This window comes from Mucilaginibacter sp. UR6-11, from assembly GCF_020880695.1.
Classification (GTDB): domain Bacteria; phylum Bacteroidota; class Bacteroidia; order Sphingobacteriales; family Sphingobacteriaceae; genus Mucilaginibacter.
The window spans coordinates 1-18,859 of the sequence record NZ_JAJIWO010000004.1 but is presented as its reverse complement, the minus strand read 5'-3'; the positions used below and the strand labels follow the sequence as shown (position 1 = coordinate 18,859).

Genomic DNA, 18,859 nt, shown 5'->3' with positions numbered 1-18,859 from the left:
GAGACAGGGACAGAACCTACCGATGAAGCTTCGGACTTGTGTCGGTTAGCTAAATTACTATTTGTTTTTTGTGACTTTTGCACCCGGCGAGGTTATGTTTTTTAAAACAATAAAAAGCGGTTGTGTGGTATGGTTGTTTTTATCACTGTTGTAGAAACCGTTGCCTAATAGTAAATCAGTTTTCCCATCGTCATCTATATCAGCCGCATCCATGGTTAGCCCTTTCTGAAAAGGAGTATTTAAGGGTAACGTGTAGGTTTGGAATTTAAAATCGCCTTTATTTTCAAAATAGATAAATGCCTCCCAGGGTGTTGCCGCCGCAGGAAAACAGCTAATGGTAGCGATATCCAGGTCGCCATCGCCATCAAAGTCCCGGGCTATTGCTTTATAGCAACCATTTATTGGATAAAAATATTTTTGGGTAAAGTTGTTTTTACCGTCATTTAAATAAATATACAAACCGTGATAAGGTTTTAATATCTGGCTGTAATCCCCATTATCCCCGCACGTATAAATTATATCTTTAAATCCATCCGAATTAAAATCAACCAATTCAAAAGAACTTGAACCGTAGGAAGGAGGGAAGCTTAATACCTGCTTTTCTGTGAAATTACCATTGCCGGTGTTTTTATATAAAAAGATTCCTTCATCACCCTGCGCAAAAAGCGTCCAGATATCGGGCCCCTTACTCTTGTTATTATAATCAATGACAGTTTTTATACATCCCGGTTTTTGCCTTATTATATGCTCTTTAAAATCACGTCCCCGGTTTTCCATCCAGCTCAGCCGGCCAGCCATTTTACCAAATTGCGCAATAAGATAATCCATCCTTCCGTCCCCGTTAAAATCGGCAATATTAACTGATACCGGCCGGCCTAAGTGTGCAAAAAGAGGCTGGCTTTGTGGCTTAATGTCGCCATTGTTATCAATAGTAATTTCTTTAACATTACCATTTTTAAAATTATTGGCCCACAGATCCCTGCCAATTGTTGTAACAAAAACGGCTTTGTTTTTTTGAAACTGCATATCTACAATGGCGCCGTCTAATGTGTATGATTTGAGTTTTTGCACTTTGTCGTTCAAAACAGTTAATCTATTACTGATGCCGTCATTTACAATTAGCCTGTGCGGAGACACACTTGTATCAATTTTAACGTATGATGCTGTTGATATTGTTGAATACCATTCGGCAGCGGTAGGTTGTATTTTAAAAAAAGGTAATTGGTGCAAAGGTAACGGCCTGTTTGGCGTAGGCAGGTGAGTTGGAGCTTTTGCGGTATAGTATGCCACAATCTGTTTCCATTTTACGGTATCCATCATCGCGCTGTCCGGCATATAATTCAAATCGTCTTGCGGAGATCTTGACATATTATTAACCAGCGCAGCCGGTTGAATACCTAAATACAAACCCATTACGGGCAGCACATGACTGCGCCATGTTTCTTTGTCCAGCAGAGCCGGATCAGGCAATTTATGGCATGATTGACAATATCCGGCGGCCAGTATTTTTCCTTTTGTCACGTCAGCCTCAGTAAATGTAACAGGCGATGTTAATATCGCTGGTTTGCCGGGTTCGCTATTACATTGAATAAGTATGGTAACCATCAAAGCCAGCAATATGATAACGACCATTTTGTACGAAAACCGCATAGTATAAAATTGATTGATACAGTAAAGATAATACTTAAAGAATCGTTTATTTTTTGGGTTAATGGGAATTAATGGCTGACATATCTGAACCAGTTAATTTAGTATGGTAGAAGTTATACCAAAATTACTTTAACGCCCATTGTCTCCAGCTTTTCAGCAATATGATCGGGTAATCCCTTATCTGTTATGATTTGGTCGATCTCATCCAACCCGCAAATTTTTCCAAAACCGCGCTTGCCAAATTTAGTTGAATCGGCAATTACAATGGTTTTTTGAGAAACTGACATCATCTGGCGGTTTAAATGCGCCTCCATAGCACTTGTTGTTGTTAAACCAAAGTCAAGATCAATTCCGTCCACTCCTAAAAAAAACTTACTACAGAAAAAGTCTGATAATATACTTTCAGCATAAGGGCCCATTACAGATGATGAACTTTTTCTTAATATCCCCCCCAACTGAAGTATTTCGATATTTGGATGATGAATTAATGCAATAGCCACGTTTAACGCCGACGTTATAACCGTTAAATTTCCTGCCGGCTGTATGCTTTTGGCCAGGGCTAAAACGGTTGTTCCGGATGCAATTATTATGGAATCATCTGGTTGGATTAATTTTGCCGCTGCGGCCCCAATTTTGATCTTTTCCGTTGATTGTAATTTTTCTTTTTCATTTACCGGCCGGTCAGTAGTATAGGGATTATGCTGTGTGGCCCCGCCGTGCGTACGGAAAAGGAAGTTCTTATCCTCCAGGAGTTTCAAATCCTTCCGAATGGTTACAGATGATACCTCCAATTCACTACAAAGGTCCAATACATTTACATTCCCTTTTAGTTGAATCTGGTTTAAAATATATTGATGTCGTTCTGTTAAACTAATCATTGTTTAGGTAATTACGTTGCAAGTTAATTGATTTTTACCGGAATTTTGGCGCTATATCTGTTCATAGATTTAAAATAAAATTATTTTGAATAATATTTTGACTTTCAAAATATTTCATATTATTGTTTAATATTTCGTTTTAATCATAAATGAGGTATTAATAGCTTGAAATGAAATGATACAAAATAAAACCGGTTTTAACAGGGCGATTTTTTTAGCAGAACTTAAAGAAACCGATTTATGGGATATCATAATAATAGGTGGCGGAGCAACCGGCTTAGGATCAGCAGTAGATGCAGCCTCAAGAGGATACAAAACCTTGTTGCTTGAACAAGTTGATTATGCTAAAGGCACTTCAAGCAGAAGTACGAAATTAGTACATGGCGGGGTGCGTTATCTGGCGCAGGGTAACATTAGGTTGGTTTACGAGGCCTTGCAAGAACGCGGCCTGCTGTTACAAAATGCGCCTCATTTGGTAAAACCGCAGTCATTTATTATCCCCTGTTACAGTTGGCTGGCTAAAGCTAAATACCTTATTGGTTTGAAAATTTATGATTGGCTTGCGGCGAAATTTAGTTTTGGTGTGTCCGGGTCGCTTACCAAACAAGAGGTATTAGCCGCTGTCCCTGAAATTAAAAAGAAAGCATTAAAAGGTGGAATTGAATATTGGGACGGGCAATTTGACGATGCGCGCCTGGCGATAAGTCTGGCCAGAACCAGCGCAGAACATGGCGGAAGTTTATTAAACTATATTAAGGTAACCGGACTGCTGAAAACGGAAGAGGGAAGGATCAATGGCGTAATGGCCCGTGATACAGAGAGCGGGGTAATCTATAACCTCCGCTCAAAAGCCGTTATTAATGCAACCGGAGTATTTGTAGATGAAATAATGCAAATGGATGAAGCCTCACAACGGCCATTGGTTCGTTCAAGTCAGGGCGTCCATATTGTGTTAAACAAATCATTCCTTAAAGGAAACAAAGCTATTATGATCCCTCAAACCGCGGACGGACGTGTGCTTTTTGCAGTACCCTGGCACGAACATGTTTTAGTGGGCACAACAGATACTCCATTGGGTAGTAACAGCCTGGAGCCCGTCGCATTAAATAAAGAGATTGAATTTATCCTGGCTACAGCAAAACAATATTTAACACAGCCGCCAACGCGTAAAGATGTGTTGTCTGTATTTGCGGGATTGCGCCCGCTGGCTGCTCCTGATAAAAAAACAAACTCTACAAAAGAGATTTCAAGAGGGCATAAAATTATTGTCAGTGATTCAGGTTTAGTCACGGTGATTGGAGGTAAATGGACAACTTATCGGAAGATGGCTGAGGATACAATAGATAAAGTCATCAAAACTGCAGGATTAAAGATGTGGGTTTGTATAACAAGGGACTTGAAGATTCATGGATACCGGCAATACCTGGACAATGATTATCTGTCTGTTTACGGCAGCGACAAAAAATTAATAGCATCAATGATTATTGCAGATCCTAAGCTAGCGCAAAAACTTGCTGAAGATTTGCCTTATCAGCACGCTGAAGTAATATGGGCGGTACGACATGAGATGGCCCGCACCGTGGAGGATGTATTAGCCAGGCGACTAAGAATATTGTTTTTGGATGCTAAAAAGGCAATGGCGATAGCGCCGGTTGTCGCAGAACTAATCGCAAAAGAACTTGGATATGATCAGGAGTGGCAAAGAAGGCAGGTAATAAATTTTATTAAGCTGGCCAACAATTATCTGATAGGCCCTTATACATCATAATAAAAAATATATTTGTAAGTAAACCAACCAATAACAACCTGGAATATCTAATGGAGAAGTACATTTTGTCGTTTGACCAGGGTACCACCAGCTCGCGCGCTATTGTTTTCAATAAAGCGGGGAGTATGGTGTCCGTCGCCCAAAGAGAGTTCACCCAGATCTATCCGCAGCCGGGCTGGGTGGAGCATAATGCCCGCGAAATTTGGTCTACGCAGGCATCTGTCGCAACTGAAGCCATAATAAAGGCTAATCTTAAACCAGATGATATTGCCGCTATCGGAATAACCAACCAGCGCGAAACGACGGTGGTTTGGGACAGGGCTACCGGCGAGCCGATATACCATGCCATTGTATGGCAGGACAGGCGTACTGCCGCCATTTGTGATGATTTAAAGGCCGAAGGTGCTGATAAGCTGATCCAGGAAAAAACAGGACTGGTACTTGATGCCTATTTTTCGGCCACAAAAATTCAATGGATACTTGACAATGTGGCCGGGGCCAGGGAAAAAGCTGAGGCGGGTGACCTCGCTTTTGGAACCATTGATTCATGGTTGATCTGGAACATGACAGCCGGGAAAACGCATGTTACAGATGTAAGCAATGCATCGAGGACTATGCTTTTTAATATACATCTGTTGGATTGGGATACCGAGTTGCTTCAGCTATTTAATATACCAGCAAGTATGCTGCCTGCTGTAAAATCAAGTAGCGAAGTATACGGCGAAACCGCAGGCGATATCTTTGCAGCAAAAATTCCGATTGCCGGTATAGCCGGCGACCAGCAAGCGGCTCTTTTTGGCCAGCTGTGCACCAGGGTGGGTATGGTGAAAAATACCTATGGTACAGGTTGTTTTATGCTGATGAATATTGGCAACAAGCCCATTATTTCAAAAAACAACCTGATTACTACTATAGCCTGGAAAATTGGTAACGATGTGCAATACGCTCTTGAAGGTAGCATATTTATTGCCGGCGCAGTAGTGCAGTGGTTGCGTGATGAGCTTAAAATCATCTCAGCTGCTGCAGAGGTTGAAAAGCTGGCATTAAAGGTGACGGATAGCGGAGGCGTTTATTTGGTACCCGCCTTTGCCGGTTTAGGCGCCCCTCATTGGAATCAATACGCGCGCGGCACTATTTTCGGTATCACACGTGGTACTAATAACTCACATATTGCACGTGCTGCGCTTGAAAGCATCGCCTATCAAACCTTAGAAGTTTTAAAGGCGATGGAAGCTGACTCTGGTGTGCAGATCCAGGAGTTGAGGGTTGATGGTGGTGCAACAGCTAACAATTTATTAATGCAGTTTCAGGCCAATATTCTAAAAACTGCGGTTGTACGTCCTGAGGTTACCGAGGTTACCGCAATAGGTGCAGCTTATCTTGCCGGGCTTGCCACCGGGTATTGGAATAGCATTGATGAGATCAGGCAACAATGGCAAATAAACCGAAGTTTTAAACCTGATCTGTCAATAAATACAGACCAAATGATTAAAGGATGGCACAAGGCTGTTGCGGCTGTAAAAGTATGGACACAACTATAAAATAAACCAAACTAACCTAAAACGATAAAATTATGTCAGAATTTACCGCCGAACTTATCGGCACTATGTTCGTGATCCTGTTGGGAAACGGAGTGGTTGCAAACGTGGTACTAACGGGTACCAAGGGCCATAATAGTGGTTGGATAGTAATCACAACGGGTTGGGCGCTGGGCGTATTTGCCGGTGTAGTTATAGCCGGCCCTTATAGCGGTGCTCATTTAAACCCGGCGGTAACTATCGCTTTGGCTATAGCCGGGCAATTTAGCTGGGCCAAGGTGCCTTTATTTATATTGGCTCAGTTTGCGGGCGCTATGTTAGGTGCGGTGCTGGTGTATTTAATGTATAAAGATCATTTTTATACTACCAAGGAACCGGGATTAAAATCGGCGGTGTTTTGTACATCGCCGGCAATAAAAAATATCCCTTCTAACTTAATCAGCGAAGTTATCGGGACGTTTGTTTTACTATTTGTTATATTTTACTTTACCAAAGGAGAGATAGGTGCTACAAAAACGCCAATAGGTTTAGGATCGTTGGGAGCGCTGCCGGTTAGCCTGTTGGTATGGGCCATTGGCTTATCTTTAGGTGGTACTACAGGTTACGCAATAAATCCGGCTCGCGACTTAGGCCCCAGAATAATACATGCGATATTACCCATACCCGAAAAAGGAAGCACCGGTTGGGATTATGCCTGGGTGCCGGTTGTCGGACCCATTATAGGATCTGCCGTAGCGGCGGGTTTATATCTATTTTTAAAGGTATAAGCCCCAATGGCAAAAGACAACCGAGTATTAAACATAAAAGCCATCCCGCGGGATGGCTTTTATATAAAAAAACGTTATTATTGCTTAGCTTTTAAAGCCTGCGCTATTGCCTGCTCAGCCAAAGGCTCCATCATTTTATAGCCTTCCAGGTTAGGATGCACACCGTCTTTAGAAAGATTTTTTGGTAAACCTGCATTTTCATCAGCCATCACGGTGAAATAATCCAGGTAAATGAATTTGTTTTTTGCCGCATACTCCTTAATCATTTGGTTTAATGCCTTTACTTTTGGTTTGGGGTCGATAGCCGGTCTCCAAGGGAAAGCAGCAGCCGGTAATACAGAAGATAACACCACTTTAATGTGGTTAGCGCGGGCCAATTCGGCCATCGAGATAATATTACCCATTACATCCTCTAGTTTTGAGGGGCCGTTGTTCTCTGCTATGTCATTAATACCGGCTAATATTACAACAACCGCCGGTTTTAAATTGATCACGTCCTCGCGGAAGCGTAATAACATTTGTCCGGTTGTTTGACCGCTGATACCACGATCAATATATGGTTTGGTTTTAAAAAAGGTTGAATCATTACCTATCCAGAAGTCGGTTATTGAGTCACCCATGTAAACCACTCGCTTCTCACCGGCCGACGGAGCTGGTAAATTTTCATTCGCCTTGCTGTAATGGTTAATATTAGGCCAGTCCTGTGCGTTGGCTGATGCAGCCACAAACAGGGCAAAAAGTAAAATTAGTTTAGTTTTCATGCAGCCAATTTATAAATATATTTCTGACATCTGCAACCGATTTAAGAAGCTCAAGGCAACATTGTGTTTACAAAGAAACACGGCAATTTAAAAGTACGGGCAATTTATTTATATAATATAAAGCATTTAGGATAAATGATTAGTTTTAAATCCTGAATATAAATGGAACTTAGAACTGTAAATGTAACACGCTACGTCACCCCGTTGCGTGAGGGTGGGTCTCTGCCGGCTATAGCGGAAGCCGATGACGAATTTTTGTATGTACTTAAATTTAAAGGGGCTGGCCAGGGAGTAAAAGCATTAATTGCCGAACTGATAGGTGGCGAATTGTCACGGATATTGGGTTTAAAAGTACCAGAACTTGTATTTGCCAACCTGGACGAGGCATTTGGCCGTACTGAGCCTGACGAAGAGATACAAGATTTGCTTAAAGCCAGTGTCGGGCTTAATCTGGCGTTGCACTATCTTTCCGGTGCAATAACATTTGATCCCGCGGTTACTGTTATTGATTCGAAACTGGCCTCAAAAATAGTATGGTTGGATTGTCTGTTAACTAATGTCGATCGGACACCACGTAATACCAATATGTTAATATGGCATAAAGAGCTATGGCTGATAGACCACGGCGCGGCGTTATATTTTCATCATTCGTGGGATAATTGGCAAGAGCAGGCGGTGCGGCCGTTTGTTCAGGTAAAAGATCATGTTCTGCTACCTCGGGCCACAGAGCTGGCGTTGGTAGATGCCGAATTTAAATCTATTTTAAACGAGGACATTATCCGTAATATCACAGGATTAATACCTGACGAATGGCTGGCTGACAATATGGAAACAGCAGCCGAACACCGTGAAGTATACGTTCAATTTTTATTGCTGCGGATAGCAGCATCAGACATTTTTATAAAAGAAGCACAAAATGCCAGGGAAGCACGTTTTTGAGTATGCGGTAGTGCGCGTTGTACCCAGGGTAGAGCGTGAAGAATTTATGAATGTAGGGGTGGTTCTGTATTGCAAAAAATTAAACTTTTTACAGGCAATAATTACCGTAAATGAGGAGCGCATTTGTTGTTTCACCAGTTATGAAGAGGCACAGGATATTAAGGCAAATCTGCACGCGTTCGAGCTGATATGCCGTGGCAGTGCAGAAGGCGGGCCAATAGCCCAATTGGACGAAGCTTCGCGTTTTAGATGGCTGACCGCTACACGCAGTACTGTGGTGCAGGCATCCAAGGTTCATCCGGGTTTAAGTTCAGATCCGCTGCAAACACTGATTAAGCTGCACGCACAGTTGGTTTTATAGCAATTAGTCGGCAACTTTTATTTTAATCACCAATTTTTTTACGGTATCATATCCCTCAACATGGATGCCAGGCCGGTGCGGGTTTTGCGGGAAAAATATAAATAAAGTTCCGGGATCGGCTACATAATAATTACCCTTGGTATTCGTATCAAAGTTGACAACATCCTTAGCGGCATCATATGGGTTAGTTACAGCAGCAGTGGCCGGATCCATCATGCCTATCCTTTCTTTACCATGTATCATTAAATGGAGATCAATATATTTTCGGTGTGCTTCCCACCCGGTTTTATTATAATCTTTAGTGGGCCCGTCACTCACGGTAGCAAAAACATTTTCACCATCAATTAAATGTTTACCTACTGATAAAGTGTCCAGTTGGGTATTTGCTATAAATGCGAAAGCTTTGTCCCAATATGCCTTATTGCGTCTGTATTGGATGGCAAACTCTTCATTATTAAGATCTTTGTACAGGTCTAATTTAACTCCATTTCTCCAGTCACCTTTTTTAACCCATGCTTTGGAGGTGCTTTCAGTAGTTTGAGCGGAAGCTGTCAAACTGACCAGCAATGCTACAACCAAAAGGATCAATATGCGGTTAAGTGATATTTTCATGATAGAATAATTTAGCGCCGACGGGCCGGATATATTGGTTTTTATTATTCAATAATACAAGTATTTAACAATAAAAGCCGGCTTACTTCGTCAAAAATAACAGGCAGTTTATAATTCTACATCGTTTGCGTAAAAATATAGCGGTGTTAGCTTTTAATTGAGTGATAAATTGTAAAATTGCCATTCATCACCAAAAATCTAACTAATCTTGAAATCTATCTATAGCGTACACCCAGACGATTTTAAATCTTATCAAACAGCAGCCATCCGTGAGCGTTTTTTGCTGGATGGAATTGTAAAGCCAGATGAGCTAAATTGCGTTTATACGCATTATGACAGGATGATAGTTGGCGCAGCAAATCCTATTGATAGGCAACTTCAACTTGAAAGTTATCCTAATTTAAAAGCTGATTACTTTTTACAACGCCGTGAAATCGGAATTATAAATGTAGCTGGTGATGGCGAGATAACTGTCAATGACCAAACTTATGCCGTTAATAAGTTGGATTGCCTGTATGTTGGCAAAGGCATAGAAAATGTAAAGTTTGCAAGCACAGATCGTAATAATCCTGCTGTATTTTATATTCTTTCTTGTCCGGCGCATCGCAGTTATCCCACTACGTTATTAACTTATGATTTGGCAGTCAAAGTCAATGCAGGCGATGCAGCTACAGCCAACCGGCGTACAATCAACAAGTACATTCATGCAGATGGTATACAAAGCTGTCAACTGGTTATGGGCCTTACCATTTTGAGTGAAGGCAGCGTATGGAACACTATGCCGGCGCATGTCCATGACCGCAGGATGGAGGTATATTTTTATTTTGATGTACCGGAAAGCCAAAGAGTATTTCATTATATGGGGGAGGGAAACGAAACTCGCCACATTGTTATGGGTAATTACGAAGCTGTTGTTTCGCCACCATGGAGCATTCATGCGGGTAGTGGTACAGCCAGCTATAGTTTTATATGGGGTATGGCAGGCGAAAATCTTGACTATACCGATATGGACATTTTAAACATTACACAAATTAAATAAACCAATATAAAGTGGAAAACAAGTTCTCATTAAAAGATAAAGTTATTGTAGTTACCGGCGGCACTGGTATATTAGGTAACGCGTTTGTAAATGGCATAGCCGAAGCTGGCGGCATTGTTGGGATTTTAGGAAGAAACGAACAAGTTGCCGCGGACAGAGCTGCAAGCATCAACGCCAAAGGCGGCAAAGCAATAGCCCTGATTGCCGACGCTTTAGATGAAGAAGCGCTGGTAGCAGCAAAAGATAAAGTTTTGACCGCCTACGGCCGCGTTGATGGCCTGGTTAATGCAGCAGGTGGCAATATGCCCGAAGGTGTTTTGTTGCCCGAACAGGATATTTTTAAAATGAACCTGGCCGGTATGAAAAAAGTAGCAGAACTTAATTTATGGGGTACAATTATACCCACGCAGATATTTGGTGGGGCTATTGTACAAACTGTCGGAAATGGCAGCATAGTTAATATCTCGTCTATGAATTCAAAGAGCGCCGTGACACGCGTGTTGGGTTATAATATGGGTAAAGCAGCGGTTGATTGTTATAACCAGTGGTTTGCGGTTGAGCTGGCTAATCGTTATGGCGATGCTATACGAATGAATGCGCTGGCTCCAGGATTTTTCCTGACCGAACAAAACAGGAACCTGTTAACTACACCAGACGGGGGATATACTGATAGAGGCGAAAAGGTAATCAGAAATACACCGTTTAAACGGTTTGGTCACCCGGACGAATTGATCGGTGCGCTGGTTTGGCTGCTAAGCGATGCATCGGCATTTGTAACCGGATCAATGATTTGTGTGGACGGCGGATTTTCTATTTTTAGTGGTGTGTAATATTGATGCATAATGCTATATTGTGCCCACTAAGACCTGTCTTATATAACCAATTATGAATGAAACCAAAATCGGCAATTACCGCTGGGTAATATGTGCGCTGCTGTTTTTTGCTACAACTATAAATTATCTTGACAGGCAGGTTATAGCCCTGTTAAAGCCCACACTTGAAGCTCAGTTTCACTGGACAGAAAAAGACTATGGCTATATTGTAGTTGCTTTTCAGGCCGCTTACGCGATTGGTATGGTAATAGCCGGGGCGTTTATTGATAAAATAGGCACAAAGCTAGGTTATACCGTGTCTATTATTGTCTGGAGCGTTTCTGCCATGCTTCATGCCGTAGTAAAATCTACATTTGGTTTTGGAATAGCCAGGGCAGCCTTAGGATTGGGGGAAGCCGGCAATTTTCCGACGGCGATAAGGTCAGTCGCAGAATGGTTTCCTAAAAAGGAACGCGCTTTCGCTACAGGTATCTTTAATTCCGGAGCAAATATTGGCGCTGTTTTGGCACCAATAATGATACCGCTGATATTGGGGTTATATGGTTGGCAAATGGCATTTTTAATAACAGGCGCTATTGGCTTTATTTGGCTGATATTTTGGATTGTGTTATATGAAATCCCATCCCGCCACAAAAAAATAAAAACTGCAGAATATGATTATATACATAGTGATATCAATTCGGCAGCCGAAACGGCTAATCAGGATAAAAGTGTAAAGTGGGTAAAATTGCTGCGTATACGCCAAACCTGGAGTTTCGTTTTTGGTAAATTTTTAACTGACCCAATATGGTGGTTTTTTCTGTTATGGCTACCGGGCTATTTTGCAAGTACATTTGCACTTGATCTTAAAAAGCCGAGCCTGCCTTTAGTGATTGTTTATACAGCAACAACAATCGGCAGCATAGGTGGCGGATATCTTTCATCATGGTTTATCAAGCGGGGCTGGCCGGTTTTCAAGGCGCGCAAAATATCCATGCTGATATTTGCTTTTTGTATTGTGCCAATAGTTACTGCGCAATTTGCAACCAATATATGGCAGGCCGTTGCTTTGATAAGTTTGGCGGCAGCCGGGCACCAGGCCTGGAGCGCAACCATATTTACAACCGCGTCTGATATGTTTCCTAAAAAAGCGGTTAGCTCGGTAGTTGGTTTGGGCGGGATGGCCGGTGCTGTAGGCGGGATGATATTTCCGTTGTTTGTAGGTTTTATTTTGGATAAATATAAAGAAGCCGGTAATATTACTATAGGTTACAATATTATTTTTTGTATTTGTGGCGGTGCCTATTTATTGGCGTGGCTGGTGATGCATTTTTTTACCCCAAAAATGAAACAGGTAGAATTAAGTTAACAGGGAAATTTTATTCCTTTTAACTACCTTTATCGTGCAGCGCTTTATACCAATTAATACCTAAGTCCTGATAATAAATTTATAGTTTATTATGTATAGATTGCTTGTTTGCACCTTGCTGATTATGCTCAAGATTACGCCATACTGCTCTGCGCAAACCGTGATGTTGGATTGCTATTTTAATCACGAAACGCATAGAACTAAAAACGGTATAGAACGCTTCCACTATTTATGGAATGATGAAAAAGATTCGGGGTTTAGTTCCTGGGGCGCTATATTTAAAATTAACGGATTTGAGTTAGATACTTTAAACAAAGCGCCGACGCTGGCTAATTTGCACAATAGTATGATCTATATTATCGTTGATCCGGACACAAAAAAAGAGAACGCAAATCCTAATTACATTAAAGCTGCCGATGTTGAGCAAATTTCGCTTTGGGTAAAAGCCGGTGGCGTATTGGTGATGATGGCAAATGATAGTGCCAATGTAGAATTGATTCACTTTAATGCCCTCGCTGCAAAGTTTGGTCTTCGTTTTAACAATGACCTGCAAAATCATGTTATTGACGACGCGCACTTTAAGGATGGAGAAGCGACAGGTATTGATAATACAATTTTTACATCATCGCCGAAGATTTTCATGAAAGATGTAAGCAGTATCAGTTTAAACAATCCGGCTGCTAAAAGCGTAATTAAATCAACAGACGGATCATCTGTAATTGCCGCTACCGTGAAATACGGTAAAGGTGTTGTCTTTACAGTGGGCGATCCCTGGTTGTACAATGAATATGTAAACGGCAGGCTGCCAGCTGGGTATCAAAATGATATTGCAGCAATGGACCTGACTATCTGGCTAAAAAAACAAATAAAAAGATAACCAATTAGTAATAACTTAAATTAACAACATGAAACTTAAATTTATGGCGGGCGCGTTACCTGCATTGCTTTTATTAGCAGCCTGTAACTCGTCTTCAAAAAAAACAACTGTAGATAGTGTTACAACTGAGTCTGTTTCTAAAGCAGACACGTCGATTAAAAACACCTCGTTCTATGTCCTGAAAAATAAAAACAATGTAAAAGCTGTTTTTACCAATTATGGAGGGCGTTTGGTGAGCTTATTTGTGCCAGACAAAAAAGGTACTCTTATTGACGTGGTTACCGGCTTTAAAACTGCCGAAGAGTATAAAAAATCTACCGAGCCTTATTTTGGTGCGACGATAGGTCGGTATGGTAATCGCATCGCTAAGGGCAAATTTATGCTGGATGGCAAACAGGTTACACTCACCATTAATAATGGCCCCAACACGCTGCATGGTGGCAAAGCGGGCTTTCAATACGTGGTATTTAACGCGAATCAGAAAGACGAGCACACTTTAGAATTAAGTTATCTATCAAAAGATATGGAAGGCGGCTTCCCGGGGAATGTAAAAGTAAAAGTTACTTATACCCTGAACGATGATAATGAACTGCATATGGACTACGAAGCTACTACTGATAAAACCACGGTAGTGAACCTAACCAACCATGCATTCTTTAACTTAAATGGCGAGGGTAGCGGTACAATATTAAACCATATCGTACAGATCAATGCAGATAAGTATACACCGGTCGACTCTACATTAATCCCGACGGGTAAATTAGAGCCTGTTGCGGGTACACCATTTGATTTTAATAAACCAACTGCCATTGGTTTGAGGATCAATGATAAAAATCAGCAATTAAAAAATGGTACTGGTTATGATCATAACTTTGTATTAACCGGTACAGCTCCCGGTAAATTTACCCATGCTGCCAGCGTACTAGGCGATAAAAGCGGTGTATTAATGGATGTATATACCCAAGAGCCAGGTTTGCAGTTTTACAGCGGTAATTTTATGCAAAGCAAAAATACTTTTAAAGGTGGTAGCAAAGATGATTTTAGAACAGCGTTTGCGATGGAAACACAACATTTTCCTGATTCGCCAAATGAACCATCTTTTCCTACCACAACTTTAAAACCAGGGCAAACTTATAAGACATCGTCTTACTATAAATTCTCTGTAAAGAAATAGGGATGATAAATAATCAGCAAATGATAATATCACCCGATGTTTGAAACGTCGGAAAAATAATACACATAAAAAAGGCGAGCTAAAAATTAGCTCGCCTTTTTTATGTGTATTTATGCATATTAGTTGTAAATAAAACTACCGTCGCCTCTGCGTTGCATGTTTTTACCATTTCGTTGTGGCCTGCCGCCCCATTTTTGAAGGTTAAGACGTAGCCCAACCATAAAATAACGGCTTAATGTACTTGATATCGTGTTGGTTATGCCTCCGTCAGCGGTAACATCCTGCCTGATAAAGCTGTTTTGATGCAATAAATCAAAGACATCAAAGGTTAAAACCAGATTTCTTTTCTCCAGGAATTCCTTTTGAAAACCAACATTCACTACAAATGGATTGGTTGCATTTTGGATACCGCTAACGAAGTTTTTTGATGCACTATAATTAACCTGGTAAGTCTTTAAAAAATACATCCTGCCATCAATAGCTAATTTTGTGGTTTGATACAGACTTGAATAACCCTTGGGCGATGTCGTAAAGGTTCTGGTTAAGTTATAACCGACATAAGGGTTTATTTCGATATTGTCATTAGGATTTATCCTGGGGCCAAATCGGTCATCAAATCTCCAGGCCGTATTATGATATAAGATATTATTACTCATTGCAGTAGAGTAATCATAATTGATGCTACCGTTTAATGATATGTTATATCTTCTATCATCAAGTTGCTTTGATATACCGTAACCGCCACCGTATGAGTGTGACCCTCCAAGGTTAATAAAATGAACTTCATTTATGTTTTTGTAAGTAGCCGCGGCGGCTGGGATACCCGGATTGCCATTGGCAGGCGGGATTGAATCATGCGCAGCGGTAAGTATGGTACGTATGTTTAATGTGTTTGTAGTTATTTTATTAGTATAAAAGTTTGCGTATGCGCTTAATGAGATATTGAATCTTGAATTTGCTATATAATTGTTATAAGAGCCATTAATAGCGTGATTAAATCCGGGGTCAAGGTTTGGATTACCAACAATGATGTTGTTGGGGTTTGAACGGTCTGTAAAGGGCTGAATTTGTTGGAATTCCGGATCTATGTTTGCACCATTATAATTTAACTGTATTCGTTGAGTGCGGGACCAGGCATAAGAAAAACGAAACGCAGGTATTATTTTAAAATTTGTGCGCGAAGTTCCAGCATTTTGAAAGGTATTATTATCAACCTTAGTGCCCACCAATTTATAATCAATTGCCGTAGCACCAATTGATAGGTTAACCTTTTTGCCATCATAGCGATAATTGGCTGTATAGCGTGATTGGGTGGTTGAGAAATTATAGATATTGCTTAGGTCGGGCCGTTCAACTAACTTGCCGGTTGCAGTATCTAATTCGCTCTGTATTGACCTCGCGTTGTTGTTTGATTGAGATAGTTCTGCCCTTAACTCAAGCAGCGAAAACTCAGCCAATGGTTCTGTATAAGTTGCAGTTCCTGAAAAAGAGGAATTTTTATTATTACGTGTTGTCAATACATCTATTGTCGAATCGCGTAAATGCACGTTTTGTGTGCTATCGGCGAAGTATTTATAAAGTTTATTAGAGCCGCCATCAGCCTGTGAATCTGAGTGAGAAGCATTTAGCGTAATTGAGATATTTCTTTTAGGTTTTCTAAATAAATGCACATAGAGGGCATTGATGCCATAATTTTTATTTTCATTGGAGCTATAGCCTGTGCCGTTGCTTAACCGGTGCTGAAACAGGGATGTACCTGTTGAATCCCGAAAGTTATCTATCTGATCTCTTGTATAGTTATTTGAATTGGATGAAGCAGACGTGCCAAAAGACGGATTAAGTTGTAAAAAATTTAAACTATCCATCTGGAAATCCATTTGGAAATGCATGTTTTGTCCATGGCTTTTACTTTCGTTTCCACCGTGTTGTGAAAAATAGCTGGGACCTAAACTGGTATTGTTAAATCCATACTGCGTGTTTACCGAATTATTATTGCTAAACCAATAAGAGTAACTGGTATTTACCTGTATTTTTTTACTCCACTGATCACGGTAGCTGATGGAAGGCGAACCAGTTTTTGTTGTTCCTGGATTCCCACCGCCTATGCCGTCCACAGTACTTTTGGCATTTCCAATAACACTGATAACCTGGTTGGCATCAATACGCTGAACCGAAATTTGTGTATTGAAACGACCATTATTGCCGTACTGGTCTGTAGTGCGGCCCGTTATACCTACTGATCTGTCGGGTTTGGTAGTGATGTTTAATATTTTTTGAGGTAAACCTGTTTTAATTCCGGTACGGGCGGCTTGCTCACCATAGTCGTCAACTATCTGGATTTTTTCAACTATATCAGCTGGTAGGTTTTTGAGAGCTTGTGATATACTACCACCGGCAAACTCCTTGCCGTTCAATTTAGCCTTTACAACGTTTTCTCCCTGATGTACCAATGATCCGTCTGAGCCAACTTCCATACCTTCCATTTTCTTCACTAATTCGTCAAGAGTGGCATTTGCACGTACTTTATAATCGCTTGCCCTGTATTCGACCGTATCAGTTTTATAGGTTACGCTTGGCGTGCCATTAATTTTTACCTCATTAAGCAGGTTAGTTTCTGTTTTTAACGTTATGGGGTCTAAAACGATTTTTTTTGCGACATCGCTATTTAGATATTTCTTAACAAAGGTTACGGAGCCGATGCTTGATACAGTAACATTGAATGCTGCTTTTTTTACGTCTTTAAAAACAAAAACTCCGTCTTCATTAGTTGCTCCTCTTAAAGTATCTACGGCCGATTTTAATACTACTAATGCACCTATAACGGTTTCTCCTTTTTCGTCCTTTACTACACCGCTCACTTCGCGAGATGGTAAAGGAGGTGGTAGCGGTTTGCTGCTTTGTGCAAACAATTGATCCGACAAGATTATTAATAGCGTTATAACAAATAAAAATTTTCTCATATTGAGGTATAAGGGGAGTATCAGGGTATTATATTATTAGTGGATATTCTATTTTTTAGCGAGGGTATATTTACCCCAAAAATCGGTTGGTGCTATTAGCTCCTGGTAATCAATGTTGTTTCTGCCACCGCCTGCGCCGCCACGGCCACCACGACTACGACCACCGCCTCCGCCACCAAATCCGCTGGTGGTTGGTGCAGATATGCCACTCAGCAACAACTGGTAAGTAAATTCTTTCGGATCATTGGCTGATAATCCCAGTTCCTTAAGCGGCACAGCCATCTCGTAGGTAAGGTTACCCTGTTCATCATAACCAACTAATGATTTAATGCTGTATTCGTTATAAATAGATATCAGCGTATCTGTAATTTCTTTAAATCCTAAAACTTTGATTTCTTTAGCTGCCGAAATGAATTGTTTATGAGCTTCCTCTGTAGCCGCTTTTGCTGCCGAATCTGATAGGATAGCCCCGCCATTTCGGCCACCTCCAAAGCCGCCGCGACCACGCCCGCCGCCTGCCCTGTTAACAACCGGATAGGTTAAACTAAAAGCATCTTTGTCATTTTTTTTATCTGCGGTGTTGATATTAAGTGTTATACCACCCGCTGCAATTTTAGCATTATTTGTAGGGTCTGTTGATTTTACAACCAGGTAAAGGTATTTTTCATCGTTTGCTAAGGTGTAATATAACTTAACCGCTTTATTATAGGCCTGAAAATCATCTTTCCATTCGGTTAAATTACCATCAATTTTAACGTTGGGAACGGCCCATACACTGGTGCTTTGTATGCTTTTTAATTTAGTTTGGGCAGCTAATTGCGAAATGCCGGCGACTAATAAAAGCAATGATAGAATTCCTGTTTTCATATCGTGTTTTATTTAAAATTGATTGAGGCGAAATTACGACGAAGGTTTAATCAATACATCAATGTCATATAATTGTTGCTTAAATGTCATGTGATTGTTGCACAAAGAGTTGGTTTAACTAGTATATACATGATCTATAAAATGTTTTTCTTTATTATTTACTCAACTAAACAGATTAAATAAAACTCTTTTAAAAAATATTTGCAGCACTGATTTTTAATCCTACCTTTGCAATCCCAATCGGGATGTAGCGTAGCCCGGTATCGCGCCACATTTGGGATGTGGAGGCCGCAGGTTCGAATCCTGCCATCCCGACGATACCAAACATATTATAGCCACTATTTAACAATAGTGGCTATTTTTGTTCTAATGGCTAAACCACCGCCTTTGGCGGTAGGTCATGGGTGGAGGCTATGCCAGAAACCACTATCTTAGTATTTGTGACGAAATACAGGAAATTATCTCATAGCTTTTACTATTGTGTGTA

The 18,859-nt window shown here is 40.8% G+C and carries 16 protein-coding genes and 1 tRNA gene; 11 read left to right on the top strand and 6 right to left on the bottom strand.

Annotated features, from left to right (window positions below; all coding sequences use genetic code 11):
- Positions 1-57: 57 nt before the first annotated feature.
- Entirely contained in the window at positions 58-1,650 is a 1,593-nt protein-coding gene (locus LJ658_RS10930) for a VCBS repeat-containing protein (protein ID WP_230546545.1), read from the bottom strand.
- Positions 1,651-1,763: 113 nt separating this feature from the next.
- Positions 1,764-2,528, bottom strand: coding sequence for a DeoR/GlpR family DNA-binding transcription regulator (locus tag LJ658_RS10925; RefSeq protein ID WP_230546544.1), 765 nt, complete (start codon positions 2,526-2,528; stop codon positions 1,764-1,766).
- 175 nt (positions 2,529-2,703) lie between these two features.
- Between LJ658_RS10925 and LJ658_RS10920 the strand changes: the two genes are divergently transcribed.
- The 3 genes from LJ658_RS10920 to LJ658_RS10910 are packed head-to-tail and all read left to right on the top strand — an operon-like array spanning position 2,704 to position 6,601.
- Positions 2,704-4,296, top strand: a complete 1,593-nt coding sequence (locus LJ658_RS10920; protein WP_230546543.1) for a glycerol-3-phosphate dehydrogenase/oxidase — start codon at positions 2,704-2,706, stop codon at positions 4,294-4,296.
- Positions 4,297-4,346: 50 nt separating this feature from the next.
- Positions 4,347-5,837, top strand: coding sequence for a glycerol kinase GlpK (glpK, locus tag LJ658_RS10915; RefSeq protein WP_230546542.1), 1,491 nt, complete (start codon positions 4,347-4,349; stop codon positions 5,835-5,837).
- 32 nt (positions 5,838-5,869) lie between these two features.
- Positions 5,870-6,601 carry an MIP/aquaporin family protein gene (locus LJ658_RS10910; RefSeq protein WP_230546541.1) on the top strand — a complete coding sequence of 244 codons (732 nt, stop codon included), beginning with the start codon at positions 5,870-5,872 and terminating at the stop codon, positions 6,599-6,601.
- A gap of 77 nt (positions 6,602-6,678) precedes the next feature.
- Here LJ658_RS10910 and LJ658_RS10905 read toward each other — a convergent pair whose 3' ends face one another.
- Positions 6,679-7,362 carry an SGNH/GDSL hydrolase family protein gene (locus tag LJ658_RS10905; protein ID WP_230546540.1) on the bottom strand — a complete coding sequence of 228 codons (684 nt, stop codon included), beginning with the start codon at positions 7,360-7,362 and terminating at the stop codon, positions 6,679-6,681.
- 162 nt (positions 7,363-7,524) lie between these two features.
- Between LJ658_RS10905 and LJ658_RS10900 the strand changes: the two genes are divergently transcribed.
- Positions 7,525-8,301 carry a HipA family kinase gene (locus LJ658_RS10900; RefSeq protein WP_230546539.1) on the top strand — a complete coding sequence of 259 codons (777 nt, stop codon included), beginning with the start codon at positions 7,525-7,527 and terminating at the stop codon, positions 8,299-8,301.
- On the top strand, positions 8,279-8,662 hold the full coding sequence (locus LJ658_RS10895) for a DUF3037 domain-containing protein (protein WP_230546538.1): 384 nt from the start codon (positions 8,279-8,281) through the stop codon (positions 8,660-8,662). The genes LJ658_RS10900 and LJ658_RS10895 overlap by 23 nt, the downstream gene beginning before the upstream one ends.
- 3 nt (positions 8,663-8,665) lie before the next feature.
- Here LJ658_RS10895 and LJ658_RS10890 read toward each other — a convergent pair whose 3' ends face one another.
- On the bottom strand, positions 8,666-9,274 hold the full coding sequence (locus LJ658_RS10890) for a YhcH/YjgK/YiaL family protein (protein ID WP_230546537.1): 609 nt from the start codon (positions 9,272-9,274) through the stop codon (positions 8,666-8,668).
- Positions 9,275-9,482: 208 nt separating this feature from the next.
- Here LJ658_RS10890 and kduI point away from each other — a divergent pair, with 208 nt between their 5' ends.
- The 5 genes from kduI to LJ658_RS10865 all read left to right on the top strand — a co-directional run bounded on the left by kduI (position 9,483) and on the right by LJ658_RS10865 (position 14,545).
- The gene (gene kduI, locus LJ658_RS10885; protein ID WP_230546536.1) at positions 9,483-10,313 is read left to right on the top strand and encodes a 5-dehydro-4-deoxy-D-glucuronate isomerase; all 831 of its coding nucleotides are present in this window, start codon (positions 9,483-9,485) and stop codon (positions 10,311-10,313) included.
- An 11-nt stretch (positions 10,314-10,324) separates the two neighbouring features.
- Entirely contained in the window at positions 10,325-11,143 is an 819-nt protein-coding gene (locus LJ658_RS10880; RefSeq protein WP_230546535.1) for an SDR family oxidoreductase, read from the top strand.
- A 55-nt stretch (positions 11,144-11,198) separates the two neighbouring features.
- Positions 11,199-12,494, top strand: coding sequence for an MFS transporter (locus LJ658_RS10875; RefSeq protein WP_230546534.1), 1,296 nt, complete (start codon positions 11,199-11,201; stop codon positions 12,492-12,494).
- Between the two features lie 124 nt (positions 12,495-12,618).
- The gene (locus LJ658_RS10870; RefSeq protein WP_230546533.1) at positions 12,619-13,371 is read left to right on the top strand and encodes a hypothetical protein; all 753 of its coding nucleotides are present in this window, start codon (positions 12,619-12,621) and stop codon (positions 13,369-13,371) included.
- Positions 13,372-13,399: 28 nt separating this feature from the next.
- The gene (locus LJ658_RS10865) at positions 13,400-14,545 is read left to right on the top strand and encodes an aldose epimerase family protein (protein WP_230546532.1); all 1,146 of its coding nucleotides are present in this window, start codon (positions 13,400-13,402) and stop codon (positions 14,543-14,545) included.
- A gap of 119 nt (positions 14,546-14,664) precedes the next feature.
- On the opposite strand, the gene LJ658_RS10860 is transcribed toward LJ658_RS10865, so the two are convergent.
- Both LJ658_RS10860 and LJ658_RS10855 read right to left on the bottom strand, forming a co-directional pair.
- Entirely contained in the window at positions 14,665-17,505 is a 2,841-nt protein-coding gene (locus tag LJ658_RS10860; RefSeq protein ID WP_230546531.1) for an outer membrane beta-barrel protein, read from the bottom strand.
- Between the two features lie 48 nt (positions 17,506-17,553).
- Entirely contained in the window at positions 17,554-18,372 is an 819-nt protein-coding gene (locus tag LJ658_RS10855) for a hypothetical protein (protein WP_230546530.1), read from the bottom strand.
- A 241-nt stretch (positions 18,373-18,613) separates the two neighbouring features.
- On the opposite strand from LJ658_RS10855, the gene LJ658_RS10850 reads away from it, so the two are divergent.
- A tRNA-Pro gene (locus LJ658_RS10850) sits at positions 18,614-18,687 on the top strand.
- Positions 18,688-18,859 lie beyond the last annotated feature (172 nt).

What these genes read in the sequence shown, in the direction of transcription:
- LJ658_RS10930 (WP_230546545.1), bottom strand. Translation starts at nt 1,650, where the DNA reads ATGCGGTTTTCGTACAAAATGGTCGTTATCATATTGCTGGCTTTGATG.
- LJ658_RS10925 (WP_230546544.1), bottom strand. Translation starts at nt 2,528, where the DNA reads ATGATTAGTTTAACAGAACGACATCAATATATTTTAAACCAGATTCAA.
- LJ658_RS10920 (WP_230546543.1), top strand. Translation starts at nt 2,704, where the DNA reads ATGATACAAAATAAAACCGGTTTTAACAGGGCGATTTTTTTAGCAGAA.
- glpK (WP_230546542.1), top strand. Translation starts at nt 4,347, where the DNA reads ATGGAGAAGTACATTTTGTCGTTTGACCAGGGTACCACCAGCTCGCGC.
- LJ658_RS10910 (WP_230546541.1), top strand. Translation starts at nt 5,870, where the DNA reads ATGTCAGAATTTACCGCCGAACTTATCGGCACTATGTTCGTGATCCTG.
- LJ658_RS10905 (WP_230546540.1), bottom strand. Translation starts at nt 7,362, where the DNA reads ATGAAAACTAAACTAATTTTACTTTTTGCCCTGTTTGTGGCTGCATCA.
- LJ658_RS10900 (WP_230546539.1), top strand. Translation starts at nt 7,525, where the DNA reads ATGGAACTTAGAACTGTAAATGTAACACGCTACGTCACCCCGTTGCGT.
- LJ658_RS10895 (WP_230546538.1), top strand. Translation starts at nt 8,279, where the DNA reads ATGCCAGGGAAGCACGTTTTTGAGTATGCGGTAGTGCGCGTTGTACCC.
- LJ658_RS10890 (WP_230546537.1), bottom strand. Translation starts at nt 9,274, where the DNA reads ATGAAAATATCACTTAACCGCATATTGATCCTTTTGGTTGTAGCATTG.
- LJ658_RS10875 (WP_230546534.1), top strand. Translation starts at nt 11,199, where the DNA reads ATGAATGAAACCAAAATCGGCAATTACCGCTGGGTAATATGTGCGCTG.
- LJ658_RS10870 (WP_230546533.1), top strand. Translation starts at nt 12,619, where the DNA reads ATGCTCAAGATTACGCCATACTGCTCTGCGCAAACCGTGATGTTGGAT.
- LJ658_RS10865 (WP_230546532.1), top strand. Translation starts at nt 13,400, where the DNA reads ATGAAACTTAAATTTATGGCGGGCGCGTTACCTGCATTGCTTTTATTA.
- LJ658_RS10860 (WP_230546531.1), bottom strand. Translation starts at nt 17,505, where the DNA reads ATGAGAAAATTTTTATTTGTTATAACGCTATTAATAATCTTGTCGGAT.
- LJ658_RS10855 (WP_230546530.1), bottom strand. Translation starts at nt 18,372, where the DNA reads ATGAAAACAGGAATTCTATCATTGCTTTTATTAGTCGCCGGCATTTCG.